Here is a 15,697-nt window from a genome sequence, read left to right as displayed (position 1 = left end):
TGTGATCTTCCCCCAAGGCCGGCAGTTAACATTCTCTCGGTTTCGACGAGGGGACCGATGGTTGTGCTGCAGCGGTGTAGCGGCCAGGGTGGATTTTGGAGATGAGATCGCGCGTGAGCTGGCGGTATATGGTGTCGAGGGTGATACCGCGCCTGTCCCTCCAGTCTCACTGGGTTTGATGGAGGCGCTCTTTGCCCTCACCCTCCCAAATCCTGCCAAGAACAGGGCATGCGGAGGCGACGGCCATGCGACTCCATTTTCTGCATGAGGGTGAAGCCATCCTTGGCCTCGATATCCCCGTTGACTACGGCCATGGTCATGATGTCGAGCGTCTCGCGTGTGGTGATGCTCTGAAAGTGGGCATACCGTAGGGACTCTCGATCGTCGGAGATCCACCAGGAGCCGGTGAGCTCAGCCCAGTTCTTGATGACGTAGCAGGACTGGGCCTCACCCAGGTGCTTGAGGGGGAATAGGTCGTCACCGCCGAAGACCACGCGGCGGATAGACTCGATCTTGTGGGCGTCGTCCGGGTCGTCGATCTCGATGGGCTCGCCGAGCCATCCGTTCGCGTCCAGGCATGCGAGAGCGGGGAGGTGCACAGCCGACTGGGATGCCTCATAGGCGACGGCCTCGGTCCACCGTCCACGGCCGTTGAGCGTTACCTCCAGCAGGTCCAGCCGGTCAACGCAGGCGAAGTTGCACAGGACGGTGTTGTCGGGGAAGAGGTAAGTGGTCATAAGGCGGCCGGCGTCCCCTCGTCGGACTCCAGCGCGGCTCGCAGGCTGTCCACATCCTCACCGAGGAGGTTCGCGTACGGCCGGAGCGTCGCCTGACCGGTCTCATATGCGGAATAGGCGTCGCGAAGCAGGAGGCCAGGCGGGCGCGGTGTGCCCGTTTCGGTCACCCAGCGGGCATACCACTCACCCTTACCCGCGAGCCGGGCGGCGTCAGCGCCGGTCATGCGCTTGTACCGGTCGGCTCCGCCAGAGTCGATTATCCGGAGCTGGGACAGCCGGATGGCGAGGCTGGATGGGCTCACCCGCAGGTCACAAGCCAGTTCGGCGAAGGTCTTTTCGGAGAGTCCGCCTTGTTTGAGACGCTCACGGAGGAGCGCTTCGGGCATGAGGAGGGCTGAGGCGAAGGCGTTCGCCTGTAGCTCGCTCGGTTCACGCGACTGTGCTTTGTCGAAGACATCGCGATCGACGTGCACCGCCTGATCATCCCCGGCCATCAGGTGGCCCAGTTCGTGGGCGAGGGTGAAGCGCTGCCGCGCGGGCACGCGGGTGGTCGCCAGCACGATGAGCTTCACCTCCTCTGAGGACACCGCCAGACCGTCGAAACCTGTGCCGAGTTCAACCACGGCAACATCGACACCGAAAACATTTTCCGCCAAGTCGAGGAGATCTCGGCCAAGAATCGAAAGATTCTCCTCGCGGAGTCTGGCTTGGGCAAAGTCAGCGAGGCGTCGCGCCCGGTCGAGGTAGCTCCCGAATCTCAGGTCGGCATCCGGCGGCACCCAGGGTGGCTGGTAGCCGAGCGCGGCAAGGTCGGTGCGCATTGTGCTATACCGCCGAGCTATATCCAGGGCTTCGGCGGCCCGCCCGGTGGTCGTCCTGGCGGCCACTGCCAGAGGTGGCTCCTCGCCGGTGATGAGCCAGTCGACGCTTACCTTGAACTCGTCGGCGATGCGAGCCAGGTCGAGAGAGGAGAACCGGCGGGTGCCGCCGAGCGACTTGGACAACTTGGAATCATCGAGCCCGATCCGCCGACCGAAGACATGCTGGCTGAGGCCAGAGGTCTCGATCAGCTGCCGGACACGGTCGGCGATGCTAGACACATCGGCAGACTACCAAGCGTCTTGCGATTTTCGAAAAGGATCGCCAAGATAGGCGCACCGGGTGGCCCACGGGGACAAGGAGACGGACATGGCGGTCGACACTGGCGTTCGGGGATCACTCGACCGGATGCCGCCGCTGCCGGTCGCCGGCCAGGTGGTCAACGTGCGCGGGTCGATGTGGGCAGTGACCTCCGTCCAGCAACAGGGACTGCCCCGCAGCCCCGCTGATGAGGGTACGGCAGGTCTCACGCATGTCGTGGGCCTCCAATCGCTGGAAGAGGACCGACTCGGCGAAGAACTCGCAGTCGTCTGGGAGCTGGAGGTCGGCCACACTGTCGCCCCTGACCAGGGTCTCCCTGAGAAGATCAGCCTGGATGCCTTCGACGACCCCAACACCCTGGCCGCATTCGTGGACGCGGTCCGATGGGGCGCGGTCACCTCGGCCGACACCAACTCCTACCAGGCGCCCTTCCGCAGCGGCGCCAACGTCGAGGCCTACCAGCTCGAACCGCTCCGCCGTGCCCTGCAGTCGGCCCGCACCAACCTACTCCTCGCCGACGACGTCGGCCTCGGCAAAACGATCGAGGCCGGCCTGGTGGTCCAGGAGCTGCTGCTGCGCCACCGGGCCCGCTCGGTCATCATCGTCTGCCCGCCAAGTCTGGCCCTGAAGTGGCAAGACGAGATGCGGGAGAAGTTCGGCCTGGACTTCGTCATCGTCAACAGCGACCTGATGGCCGACGTCAAACGCACCCACGGCCTGCACGCGAACCCGTTCCGGCTCTTCCCCCGCGTCATCGTCAGCATGGCTTGGCTCCCGTCCCTGCGCGCGCAACGACTCCTGCGTGACCTGTTCGCCGATGTGCGAGACACGGGAACAGCACGGCGGTTTGCCTTCGACGTTCTCGTCGTGGACGAGGCCCACCATGTCGCCCCGGCCGGTCCCACTGCCGTGACTGGTGGCCGGGGGTACGCGGTGGACAGTCAGCGGACATTGGCTACCAAGGCCCTGGCCGAAAAGTGCGAGCACCGCCTCTTCCTCTCGGCCACCCCGCACAACGGTTACCCGGAGTCCTTCACTGCGCTCCTGGAGATGATCGACGGCCGCCGCTTCACCCGCGGCGCGAACCTGGACGAACAGGCACTGCGCGAGGTCACCGTCCGCCGTCTCAAGACCGACCTGAAGGACAAGGACTTCAAACGCCGCCAGCTCAAGAAGATCCCCTTCACCCCCGGCAAAGAGGAGCAGCGGCACTTCGCGCTGCTGGACGACATCCTCACCAAGAGCGCCCGAGCCAACGGCAAGGGCCGCTCCGGCGACATCGTCGCCATGCTGCTGAAGAAGCGTTTTATCTCCAGTCCCTGGTCATTCGCCCTAACCCTGGAGCAGTACGAGAGCTCCGGCGCCACCGGCCGACCGCTCAACCTGGACGAGGACGACGACTCTTACTACCAGGAAGTGCTGGGCAGCGGGCAGTCCGACGAGGAAGAGGGCCGGATCGAGCAGCCGGAGTTCACCACGCTGCGCCGGAGCAAGGGCTCCGACCCGCTGATTGCGGCGAGCGCTGGAGAGATCGAGAGCCTGATCGAGTGGGGTCAGCGTTATGAGCACCGGCCCGACTCCCGACTCGAAGCCTTGCTCACTTTCCTGGACGGTGTCTGTCGCCCCGATGGCAAGTGGGGCAACGAGCGGGTGGTGGTCTTCACTGAGTACGCGGCCACCCTGGGGTGGATCGCGCGGGTCCTCATCCAGCGCGGCTATAAGGACGTCCTCGAGATCATCCAGGGGTCCACGCCCGCCGAGGAGCGGGAGCTGATCCGCGCACGCTTCACCGCGCCTCCGACTCCAGAGCACAAGGTCCGGGTCCTGCTCGCCACCGACTCTGCGGGCGAGGGCATCGACCTACAGGACCACTGCCATCGGCTGGTCAACTTCGACATCCCGTTCAATCCCTCCCGGCTGGAGCAGCGGATCGGCAGGATCGACCGGTACGGTCAGCACCACACACCGGAGATCTACCACTTCGCCCCGACAGCGGACTCCACCACCTATGCCGCCGATATGGACTTCATGCGGCGGATCGCGGAGAAGGTCGGCAACGTCGCCCAGGACCTCGGCTCAGTCAATCAGGTCATCGACGCCGAGATCCAGAACCACTTCAGCCCGACCGGTGCTTCGCGGAAGAAGCGGCAGGTCGCCCCGGAAGACGGTAACGCCATCATCAACCGGGCCCTGGCCGGCGGCATGGAGCTGAACCGGCAGCTCACCCAGCTGTCCAGCACCTACGAGGAGCGCAAGGCCGAGATGCACCTAACGCCGGCCAATGCCCGCCGGGTCGTCGACGCCGCCTTCGCGATCACCGCGCAGCCGCCTCTGAAGGAAATCGGCGACGTTGATACCGACGCGCAGGTCTTCCAGGTCCCCATACTTGGCCGGGCCTGGCAGCCCGCGCTCCGTGGCCTGGACACCCGGCTGAAGCCGGGCGAGCTCCGCCCGATCACCTTCGACGACCAGGCCGCAAAGGACCGTTCCGATCTCGTCCACATCCACCTTGGCCACGCCCTCATGCAGCGCTCTGCCCGGGTCCTGCGCAGCACTCTGTTCAGCGTCGACTCACCCGTCCACCGGGTGACCGCGGTCATCGTGGACGACCTGGAGCAGTCCTGCGTGGCCGCGGTCTCCCGGCTCGTCCTGGTCGGCCGCGGCGGACTGCGCCTGCACGAAGAGGTCTTCCTCACCGGTATCCGGGTCCGCGGCCAGGCCCTGTCCGAGGAAAAGGTCGAGAACGTCCTCGACGGTGCCTTGGATGCCGAGAACCTCACTCTCGCTGACGAGCCGGTCCGTGCCACCCTCACCGAGTTCTGGAACGCCGACGAAGGCCATCTGCGTACTCGGCTGCTGCGGGCCATGGAACGTAAGGCCGAGTCCCGGCAGGTGAAGGTCACCGAGGCGCTCCAGTCCCGCCGCGACGCCGACATCTCCCGGGTCCGCGAGATCTTCACCGCCTTCCGCGTCAACCTGCGTGAATCCCGGGACAGGCTCGCAGCCGAGATCCTCCGCCAGGATGAGGACCAGCTCTTCACCGACGACCAGCAGCGGCAGCGCCGCATCGACCTGCGGGCCATGGAGGACCGACTGGCCAGCCTGGATGATGAGGAGCAGCGCGAGATTACCTCGATCGAGGAGCGCTACGCCGACATCAAACCGCACGTATCGGCCGCCGCCATCGTGTTCGCCCTCACCCCGCAGGACGCCGAGGCCGGAAGGATCCACACATGAGGCGCAAGCACATCCCCACCACGGCCGACCTGCACCGGTCCTGGTTGGAGCTGGTCGACACCGACGGCCCGTTCCTGGCGGTGCCGCCGCTCAAGCGGGTCTGGCCACAGGGCATCCCACAGCCGAGCCCGGACGCCCTGGCCGCACTCAAGGACGCCAAACCCGCCTTCGAGAAGGCGTGGGAGAACTGGGACCGCAACCGGGACGACGCCTCACTCGACCTGTATCGGAGAGAGCGGGACTCCTGGGTGGAGACCGTCCTGCGTGACGTGCTGGGCTGGGGTGACACATACCTCGTCGGACCGACCGGGCCTGAGGTCCGCTCCCCTGACCACACGATCACCATCCGGGCCACGGGAGCACTCGTCCAGGGGGAGGTGACCGGGGCGCTCGTCCTGGTCGTCGACCCAGTCGACTTCCTCCGCGACCCCATGGGCGACGGCTGGGCGACCAGCCCCATCGACCGAATGGAGGAGCTGCTCCGTACGGCAGGCGTGCCGATCGGCGTTGTGACCGACGGTCGCTGGTGGGCGATCGCCAGCGCCCGCGAGAAGACCATGCTCGCCTCCGGCATCGTCGACGCCCACGACTGGGTTAGTCAGCCCGAGGTCCGCAACGCCTTCATCGAGCTTCTCCAGCGGCGCCGTCTGCTTGCGGGCAAGCCAGAGGACCGGCTGAGCGAACTGTTCGGCGAGTCCGTCGCTGCAGCCGAAGAGATCACGGAGGCGCTGGGCACGCAGGTACGGCGAGCCGTCGAGCTCCTGGTGCAAGCGATGTCCGAGGCGGCGCTTGACGCCAAGCGTCGCGGCGTCCCCGATCCGCTGCCCGCCAAGCGCGCCGATGTCTACGAGGCGGCAGTCACCGTCATGATGCGGGTCGTCTTCCTCCTCTTCGCTGAGGAGCGTGGCCTGCTCCCGCAGAGCCGCCTTTTCACGATGGGTTACGGCATTAGCGACGAACTGGACATCCTCGATGACCGGGCCCGCGACGAAGGCACCGAGCCTCTCGACGCCACCCACTTGGCGTGGCATCGGCTGCTGGCTACCGGGCAGGCGCTCTACCAAGGCGCGTCCTTCGAGGACCTGCGCCTGCCTGCCTACGGTGGGTCGCTCTTCGACCCTAAGCGTTATTCCTTCCTCACTAAGCGCACCGAGCAGGGACCCCTCGCGATTACGGTCAGCGACCGGGTCATGCTGGAGGTGCTGCGCGCCGTCCAGATCGCGCATATCAAGGGCCAGCCAGCGCGGCGGATCTCGTTCCGAGACATCGACGTCGAGCAGATCGGCTACATCTACGAGGGCCTGCTCGGCTATTCTTGCGAAGAAGCGGCCGAGACCACGGTCGGCTTGATCGGAAGCCCGGGTGAGGAGCCGGAGATCCCGCTGGCCGTCCTGGAGTCGCTCGCCGCGACCACGACGACCGACACCGCCCTGGCCGACGCTCTCCTGGCTTGGGTCAAGGAGAACCAGCCCGCCGCCAAGCCGCCCACCAAGGCCGCCCTGGCCAAGGCGATCCGCACCGGCGACCAGGTCGAGGACGCCGAGAACGCGCTGCGCGACCTCACCAAGGACGAGGGCCTGCGGGAGCGGCTCCGCCCGTTCATCGGCCTCATCCGTCGCGACCTGCGCAACCGGCCGTTCGTCGTCCAGCCAGGCGGCATGCTTGTCATCGAGACCCCCTCACGAGCCTCGACGGGCGCGCACTACACCCCGCGCACCCTCGCCGAGGACGTGGTGAGGTACGCCCTAGAGCCGCTGGTCTTCGAGCCGGGACCGCACCAGACCGCCGACCAGGGCCAGTGGCGTCCGGTCTCCTCCGACCGGATCCTTGACCTAAAGGTCGCCGACATCGCCTGCGGCTCCGGCGCGTTCCTCGTGGCCGCCGCGCGCTACCTGGCCAAGCACCTGATCGAGGCCTGGCAGCGTGAGGGTGTCGCGTACGGCTCGCCGCACGTGCTGCAGACTCACGCGATCCGTACAGTGGTCGCGACCTGCCTGTACGGCGCGGACATCAACGCGATGGCCGTGGAGATGTGCAAGCTCTCGCTCTGGCTCGTCTCACTCGATCCGAAGCTGCCGTTCTCCTTCGTCGACGACAAGGTCCTGCACGGCAACTCGCTGCTCGGACTGACCGACGTCCGCCAGCTCAAGCTCCTGCACATCGACCCCGATGCCGCCAACAAGCAGATGTCGCTCTTCGGCATTAATGTCGACGACGTGCTCGCCAAGGCCACCCGCCTCCGCCGCCAGCTTGCCACCGAGGTCAACGACGCCGACCCCCAGCGCTCGGCGGCCACCAAACGGCGGCAGTGGAATGACTACCAGAAGCTGGTCGCCGACCTCACCGACATCGCCAACGGCGTAGTCGCCGCCGGCCTGCGCTGGGGCGGCAAACCGGGCAGGCAGCTCCGCGAGGCATACGAAAATCTACGCATCGCGGTCGAGCAGGCCTATCCAGGCGGTCCTAGAGACTCCGGCACGCTCTTCGCCGCAGGTAACGAGCAACCGGATTACCGTATGCTCCACACGATCATCGAGGCCGGGCTCACCCCGACCGTCCAGACCGACTACGAGCGCTGGAAGCCCCTCCACTGGATCCTCGCCGTCCCCGACGTCATGGAACGCGGTGGCTTCGACGCCATCATCGGCAACCCACCGTTCTTGGGGGGCCAGAAGCTTACTGGGGCGATGGGGACCAACATCCGGGACTGGTTTGTGAGCGTGCTGGCCTACGGCGCGAAGGGGAGCGCCGACCTAGTTGCCTACTTCTTTCTACGGACTGCTTCGCTTCTGACCAGTAGTGGCAATATTGGACTCATTGCCACTAACACAGTTGCCCAGAATGTCACACGCGAGGTTGGACTAGATCAGCTGGTCGCGCGGGGATTTTTCATCACACGGGCGATCCAAAGCAAGAAGTGGCCGGTCTCCTCTGCAAGCCTCCAATATTCTGCAGTTTGGGGCACTTGGCAACGCATTCCAGATAACATCCCTAGGAATGCGGATGGCATTGACGCAAAGTCAATATCAACACTTCTTGAGCCTGCAGGGCGCATTAATGACTCCCCTAACCGTCTATCTGAGAACCTGCATAGGTCATTTCAGGGATGCATTGTCCTTGGCTCTGGATTTGTACTATCAAAGAACGAAGCCAAAGAATGGATGCACACCAATCCAGAAACGAAGGACGTCCTCTTCCCCTACCTTGGAGGCAAGGATCTAAATACTTGGCCGGACTCTCATGCATCGCGGTGGATCATCGACTTCAATGACCGCTCAGAGGAAGATTCCAAGCTTTACACCCTTCCATACAACCGCGCCCTGACCCAGGTAAAGGAAGAGCGAGCCAAGAATAGCCGAAAGGTCTACAGAGACTACTGGTGGCAATTTGCCGAGAAGCGCCCCGCAATGCGGAAGGCCATGCGAGGCCTGGGCAAGGTTATCGTACTGGCCCAAGCCAGTTCCACTCAGATCCCCCTTCTTGTAGATGCTCGCCAAGTTTTTGACCAGCAACTTGTCGTGTTTACATCGGACAAGCATGACTTGCTAGCCGTTCTCACCTCGTCGGCCCATAGATTCTGGGCGATGGTATGGGGTTCAACGAGAACTGGTGATCCTGTCTACACACCCTCGGGAGTATTCCAGACTTTTCCGCAACCAAGGCCAACTAAGGGACTGGCCGATATCGGCAGGGTGCTTGACACCGAACGGCGGGAGATTATGCTACGGCGCGATCTCGGGCTAACCAAGCTCTATAACATGGTCAACGACCCGGACATTTCCGATGCCGCCGACCGAGATGTAGCTCGGATGCGGGAAATCCATGTCGCGCTCGATCAAATGGTAATGGACGCATATGGCTGGGCCGACCTGCCGCTGAACCACGGGTTCCACACCTACCGGCGGATGACGCGGTGGACGGTCAGTTCTGCGGCGCGAGTGGAGATCCTGGATAGGCTGCTGGAGGAGAATCTTCGCCGTGTCGCGCTCCAGGGTGAGGTTCCTCTTCCGCCCGAGGATGAGGACGAGGGGGTCGACGACCAGTGAGCGAGCAAGCCATTGGGCGCAGCAGCATAATCCAGCTCCCAGATTCCGAGCAGAAGGCCTGCCGGCTGGCGCACGAGCCAGACGGCCGGTCATGGACGGTGCGGGAGAACCTGGTCGACATCCTGGAGCGAGAAATCCTCGGCCCGGCGGGCGGGCCCGAGGAGATCCTTGAGGGGGTCCCGGACTCGGCCTATCTGATCGGCCGGATCGCTCCCGTCAAGCTGCTCAAGGGCGCGGACGACCCCCAGGACGCCGACTCCGGCAAGGCCGGGACCGATGTAGGAAACGCGCTGGACGCCGAGGAGAGCCGGGGCGTGCCGGTGACCGCAGTGGACGACAGCAGCGCCGGGTCGGGAGAGGACGACGTCGATGATCAGCCGCAGCAGCGCGGGCTGATGATTCCAGCATCGATGGGGTTGCGCTGTCAGGTCCCATTCGACTTGGAGGCGTTCACAGTTACGACCTCGTGGGGCGTCTACGAGCCGATCAAGAACGCGGAAGACGACAAGACCAACCTCCGCCGCTTCAAGCGGACCCCTATCGAGATCACGAACGTCATCAAGGTCGATTGTCTCGATCCGAAGCAGACAACGACGATCGTCCTCAAGGACAAAGTGGTCCTCCGGATCGACCGGTATGACGATCCGGAGGAAGGCCGCCGCCTTATCGAGATCGCCCTCTGCAATGACAAGGTGACACCGCGCAAGATCCCGGTGAACGCCTGGCTCTACCAGACCCAGATCTCCGTCCACGCGGACGGCGCCGAGGTCTTCCTACCGGTCCGCGACGTACTGACCGACACCAGGCCCGAACCGGACGACGAGCTCCGGCGGCTCAATCTGCAATACCGCAACCGGCTCGAATTCGCCGTGGGCCGTACATGCTCGGTGGACTGGAAGGTCGCAAAAGGTGCCAGACGCGCCAGCAAAGTCTGGACGACCTGGCTGCCTTCCTGTGAGACTCCACAGGTCACCGCCGAGGAGGTCGGCGACGCCCTGCTAGGCATGGAGGACCTGGCCATCGCCAGCGTCGACAAATTGCGTGCCGGGCTCGAACCCATCGTCCGCGGATACGCCGAGTGGCTGGATCGCGAGCAGCGCCGTACCGAAACCGACCTCCCGGAGCACCTGCGCGATGAGGCGCTGGACGCGGTCAGCGAAGCGCGGAAGGTTCAGCGCCAGCTTGCCGATGGCCTTGAGCACCTGCTCTCCGACGCTGAGGCGTTGCGCTGCTTCCGGTTCATGAACCAGGTCATGGCCGATCAGCGCATCCAATCCCAGGTGGCCGCAGATCGTGCCGCGAACCCGAGGCTCAGTTTTGAGAGCGCCCGCGAAGCCGTACGAGCCCGAGAGAAGTATGCACACTGGCGCACCTTTCAGCTCGCCTTCATCCTCATGCAGCTCCCTCTGCTGACTGACCCGGCGGCAGAGCGGCGCTCGGGTGACCTGGCCAAGGCGCAACTGCTGTTCTTCCCGACCGGTGGTGGCAAGACCGAGGCATACCTGGGCCTGGCCGCTTACACATTCGCGGTGCGCAGGCGGCAGGGGCTGCTCGTCACCCCAGACGGGCAGCTGGACGGGAGCGCGGGCATCGCGGTGCTCATGCGTTACACGCTCCGGCTGCTGACCGCCCAGCAGTTCCAGCGGGCGACCGCACTAATGTGCGCCGCAGAGATGGCCCGCGCCAAAGACCCTGCCTCCTGGGGCCACGAGCCGTTCCGGATCGGTCTGTGGGTCGGCACCGACGTCAGCCCCAAGCGCTTCGACGAGGCCGAATACCAGCTGAAGAAGTCCAACGAGGGCCACGGCTACCGGCTCACCGTGCTGCAGATCCAGCGCTGTCCGTGGTGCGGCAGCAAGATCAGCGCACGGAATGTGCGGGCCAACGCGGCCACCCGGCGTGTCTACGTGTACTGCGGGGACGACCTGTCCGGTTGCCCGTTCGCCGAGGGTGGCGAGATGGGCGACGGGCTGCCGGTGCTCACTATTGATGAAGAAATTTACAGGCTCGCCCCGGCCTTCGTTATCGCCACAGTCGACAAGTTTGCCCGGCTGGCCCGCGAGGGCGAGGCCGGGTCGCTCTTCGGCTACGTTTCGCGCCGCTGCGACCGGCACGGTTTCGTCCACCCCGACTATCCGCACTGCGACATCAAGGACGGTAGCAAGCACCCGAAGAAGGACGGGCTTCCGGCCGCCGCAGTCCGGCCAGTGCCCCGGCTGCGGCCACCGGATTTGATCATTCAGGATGAGCTCCATCTCATCACCGGGGCACTCGGCACTACGGTGGGCCTGTTCGAGGCAGCCATCGATGTTCTGATGAGCTGGCGGACTCCGGATGGGCGAGCCGTGCGGCCGCTAGTCGTGGCCTCGACCGCAACTGCCCGGAACGCCCCGGATCAGGTCCGTGCCCTGTACGGGCGGGATCTCACGATCTTTCCGCCGCAGGTGCTGGACGCAGGCGACACATTCTTCTCCAAGGAAGCGGAGATCTCCGAAAAGCACCCTGGCCGCCGCTACGTCGGGTTGAGCACCACCGGGATCCGGCTGACCACGGCGGAGATCCGGGTGGCCGAAGTGCTGATGGCCGCCGGACAGCTACTTCTGGACCGGTCCGGTGAGGCGGCTGACCCGTACATGACGCTGGTCGGATACTTCAGCGCCACCCGAGAACTGGCCGGCATGGCCCGCTACATGGGCGACGACGTGCAGACCGCGCTGGCCAAGGGGCGACCCTGGTCGCTGTTGCCACGCCGTACCGGGACGAACTTCGGGGCACTGCATATCGCCGAGCTAACCGCCCGGGTGGCCAGCTCGAACATCACCTCGACCCTGGACCAGATGGCGCTGACCTTCAACCCGACCTTTGATTCAACCGCCGGAAAACGTGAACTGCGGCAGTTCCGGGAAGCGGGCAAGCCGACCCCGAAACGGGAGCTCGCGCCCTTCGATGCGGTGCTGGCGACCTCGATGCTCCAGGTCGGGGTGGACGTGACCCGGCTGGGGCTGATGATGGTGGTCGGCCAGCCAAAAAATACCGCCGAGTACATCCAGGCGTCATCGCGTGTCGGCCGGGATCCGAAGCGACCGGGGCTGGTGGTCACCCTGGGCAACTGGGCTCGTCCCCGGGACTTGGCGCACTACGAGCAGTTCCGCCACTATCACGAGACCTTCTACGCGCAGGTTGAGGCTCTATCGGTCACGCCGTTCTCGATCACCTCGATGGAGCGCGGGCTGGACGGCGTACTAGTGAGCGCGGTACGCGTCCTCCAGGCGCCGCAGCCGTCCGGGCTTTCTCCCGAGGACGGCGCGACCCGCATTGAGAGCCACCGGGATTTTGTGGACAACCTGATTGACATTCTGGTTGCCCGAATCCGGCTGGCCAGTGGCGAGGACCGGGCGGAGCTGGCGAGGAATCGGCTGGGCAACCGTCTCTCTCAGTGGATCGATCGCCGGAAGTATCTGGCCGACCTGCGCAAAACGCTTGTCTATGAGCGAGTCTTCGACGACGCCCGGCACGGGCCACTGATGATCGGCGCGGAGAACACCCAGTCGGTCGCCGATAGCCGGGACGCTGCGCCATTCGTGGTGGCCAACTCGATGCGTGAGGTTCAGCCGGAGATCAACCTGCTCGTCAGCCCGATTAAGGAGAACCTCTTCTATATTCCGCCGTTTGACGCGCCGCAATGGGACATGCCCGGAGACAGCGATGACGACTAACACCTCATTCATCTACGACGCTGCCTCTGCGGTCGATCCGCTCGGCGACGCGGAGCGGGAGAAAGAGAAGGGGATCAAGCACAACCGGGCCAAGGTCGGCTCGGGGCGACCCTCCTCGCTGATATACACCTATGGGCCAGGCTCGATCATGGACTTGCCGCAGTTCACGATTATGCCTACCGGGTTGGACGACTGGGATCGGATCTGGAGACGGCGAGACGGAATCCCGGAGATCCGCGCCCCGCGGCTGCGCGAGGTGGTGCGCATGCTGTTGCGTTCTCCCAACGTGCAGCTCCGGCCTTTCCCATGGCAGCCCAAGAAGCTCAGCATGTCCAACGAGGGCAACGACCTGGGCGTGCCAGCCCGCGTCTTCCCACAGTGGCTGCGGTGCACCGGCTGTGACATGCTCGCACCGCTGACCTCATTTTCCTACACCAACACCCACCCCTACCGGACCGACCTGGCCTGCTTCGAACACGGCAAATGCACCGGTCGCAAGGGTGACAAGAGCCGCCAGGCGACGCGGCGGCCGGCTGTACCGGCCCGTTATCTGCTCGCCTGCGTAGACGGGCACCTGGATGAATTCCCTTATGACCTGTGGGTACATCGCGGCAAGCCGTGTGCCGAGGCGGAGTTCCCCGCGCTAAAGATGATCGATCGGACGGCGGGTCGGGGTGCCACCGCGACCATCCGGTGCGCCTCCTGTGGGCTGAGCCGTCCCATGAACGAGGCTCAGGGCGAACAGGGGGCGTTGAACTTGCCGAGGTGCCGCGGACGCCACCCGCATCTCGATGCTTTCCAGCCGGGCGGCTGCCGCAATGAGACACGCCTGCTTCTCGTCGGTGCCTCCAACTTGTGGTTCCCCGCCACACAGTCGATCATCGTCATGCCGGAATCCCCGGAAGAGCAGGAAGGCGATCTCGCCGACCGAGTCCGTATCGCCCTCGGCGACAAGCTTCTGAAATATCGCGACAACCTCGATATTCTCCGCGATGTCCTCGACGGAAAGGTCGACGTCACCGATCTCAACGACGACATGCTCGCACAGGTCGTCGCCCTGGCCACAGAACCGCCCGCCACTGCCGAGCAGCAGGAGGAGCAGCTCCGGACCTGGGACCCGGTGGACCTTCTCGTCCCTGAATGGCGCTACCTTCAGAAGGACCCGCTTGGAGCGGGCCATGAGGACCCCGTCAGCGGCCTGGCACTCTCCAGACGAGACCTCGACCCCGAGCTGCGGCTTGAGATCACCCGCGTCCTCGCCGTCGAACGACTCCGCAAGGTCAACGCCCTCGTCGGCTTCACCCGGATCGACGCAATGGATCGCGTTGGGGACTTGCCCCGCAGGCTTGTCCCACTCACCCGCGCACCCCGCCCGGAATGGACCGTCGCCACCGAAGACCGCGGTGAAGGCATCTTCCTCCAGCTCGACGAGGCGGCGGTCGCCGGATGGGAGGAGCAGATCTACAAGGCCGCCGAGTGGGCAGCGCACCGGGAAGCCCATCGCCGGAACTTCTACCGCCGATTCTCCGAAACCGCGGAGGACATCGATCCGGACAGCCGATTGAAACCGCCGCGATACTGGCTGGTCCATACCCTGGCCCACGTCCTCATCCGCGAGCTGGCCCTCACCTGTGGCTACTCGGCCGCCAGCCTCAGCGAGCGGCTATACGCCTGGCCGGAAGCCGAAGGTCGCGCCGCTGCCGCCGGCTTGCTGATCTGCACAACGGCGTCCGACAGCGATGGAACTCTGGGCGGCCTGGTCCAGTTGAGCGAACCGGCCCGGCTCGCTCGCGTCGTCCGCGACGCACTGTTTCGGGCCACCCGGTGCTCCTCTGACCCCATCTGCGCCACGCGCACTCCCCAGGACCCGGAAGACTTCCTACACGGAGCTGCCTGCCACTGCTGCGTGATGGCATCGGAGACCTCCTGCGAACGGGCCAACCGCTTCCTCGACCGTAGGTTCCTTGTGAACTTGCGGGGAAGCGACCTTGGCTTCTTCGGCCGTGGGTACTGACGGTGGCGCGGCGCGGAACTTGGGACAAAAGCTCACCGCCACCGAGGCCAAAGGCATCGCCGACCGGCTGAATGATGGCGACACCATGACCGCCGCGCTCCGTGTGCTCCCGCCGGCCCACCGCGCTGAGATCCGGGCTCTTCTGCAGCGGATCGGCCCGGATTCGGCGGTAGCTGCGCTACGGGCCATCGAGGGCGCCCGGTCGGCGGCCACCAGCGTCGCCCCGGTGTGGACGATGCCGGGTCACTTGGCCCGTTCGGGACCGCTCACCAGCTCGGCTACCCACTTAGTCGACGGCGCCCGGCAGTCCGTCACCTGTTCGACCTTCAACTTCCAGCGCTCTTCCCGACTGTGGGAAGCACTCCGCCGGGCGGCTCAGCGGCCCGAGATCAGCCTGCGGGTCTATCTCGATACCCAGGCAGCCAAGCAGGGGCTCCGCCGGGGACCGACGACAGCCCAGGTCGCTGCACACCTGCGGCCCGGGCTCGTGTTCAGCACCAAGGAGTTCGACGGCGGCTACGTACGCAACCACGCCAAGTTCATCATCGTCGACCATCGGTTCCTGCTTACGACCAGTGCCAACTTCTCATGGAGCGCCGAATACTCCAACATCGAGTTCGGTGTTCTCATCGACAACCGGAACCTCGCCGAAACTGTGGAACGCGAGCTATTTCGAGCGGAGGATTTTCTCTTTGAGCGGATTAACTTACCCTGATCCCCGCGTCAGGTAGTCAAATATAGGGCGCGCTGCTTGCTCACCAATGCCAAACGAGACACCTCCATTCGGGAAGACCGACACTAAGATCT

Annotated in this window: 7 protein-coding genes; 5 read left to right on the top strand and 2 right to left on the bottom strand. The window is 65.0% G+C overall.

The window, feature by feature from the left end; genetic code table 11:
- Positions 1–197: 197 nt before the first annotated feature.
- The gene (locus tag HT134_RS24705) at positions 198–737 is read right to left on the bottom strand and encodes a hypothetical protein (protein WP_175602837.1); all 540 of its coding nucleotides are present in this window, start codon (positions 735–737) and stop codon (positions 198–200) included.
- The gene (locus HT134_RS24700; protein WP_217708307.1) at positions 734–1,837 is read right to left on the bottom strand and encodes a helix-turn-helix domain-containing protein; all 1,104 of its coding nucleotides are present in this window, start codon (positions 1,835–1,837) and stop codon (positions 734–736) included. The genes HT134_RS24705 and HT134_RS24700 overlap by 4 nt, the downstream gene beginning before the upstream one ends.
- Before the next feature lie 88 nt (positions 1,838–1,925).
- Between HT134_RS24700 and drmD the strand changes: the two genes are divergently transcribed.
- Genes drmD through drmC form a run of 5 tightly spaced genes read left to right on the top strand, consistent with a single transcriptional unit; the run spans position 1,926 to position 15,605 of the window.
- Entirely contained in the window at positions 1,926–5,114 is a 3,189-nt protein-coding gene (gene drmD / locus HT134_RS24695; RefSeq protein ID WP_175602836.1) for a DISARM system SNF2-like helicase DrmD, read from the top strand.
- Positions 5,111–9,160, top strand: a complete 4,050-nt coding sequence (locus HT134_RS24690; RefSeq protein ID WP_175602835.1) for an Eco57I restriction-modification methylase domain-containing protein — start codon at positions 5,111–5,113, stop codon at positions 9,158–9,160. Before drmD ends, HT134_RS24690 begins: the two co-directional genes overlap by 4 nt.
- Complete coding sequence (drmA, locus tag HT134_RS24685; protein WP_217708306.1) at positions 9,157–12,876, top strand: DISARM system helicase DrmA; 3,720 nt, start codon at positions 9,157–9,159, stop codon at positions 12,874–12,876. Before HT134_RS24690 ends, drmA begins: the two co-directional genes overlap by 4 nt.
- Complete coding sequence (gene drmB / locus HT134_RS24680) at positions 12,866–14,890, top strand: MrfA Zn-binding domain-containing protein (protein ID WP_175602834.1); 2,025 nt, start codon at positions 12,866–12,868, stop codon at positions 14,888–14,890. The genes drmA and drmB overlap by 11 nt, the downstream gene beginning before the upstream one ends.
- Positions 14,880–15,605 carry a DISARM system phospholipase D-like protein DrmC gene (gene drmC, locus HT134_RS24675; protein WP_217708305.1) on the top strand — a complete coding sequence of 242 codons (726 nt, stop codon included), beginning with the start codon at positions 14,880–14,882 and terminating at the stop codon, positions 15,603–15,605. Before drmB ends, drmC begins: the two co-directional genes overlap by 11 nt.
- Positions 15,606–15,697: the final 92 nt, after the last annotated feature.

Source organism: Nonomuraea rhodomycinica, assembly GCF_013363995.1.
Taxonomy (GTDB): Bacteria; Actinomycetota; Actinomycetes; order Streptosporangiales; family Streptosporangiaceae; genus Nonomuraea; species Nonomuraea rhodomycinica.
The sequence above is the reverse complement of the archived record's forward strand: the minus strand, read 5'-3'. Positions and strand labels throughout refer to the sequence as shown.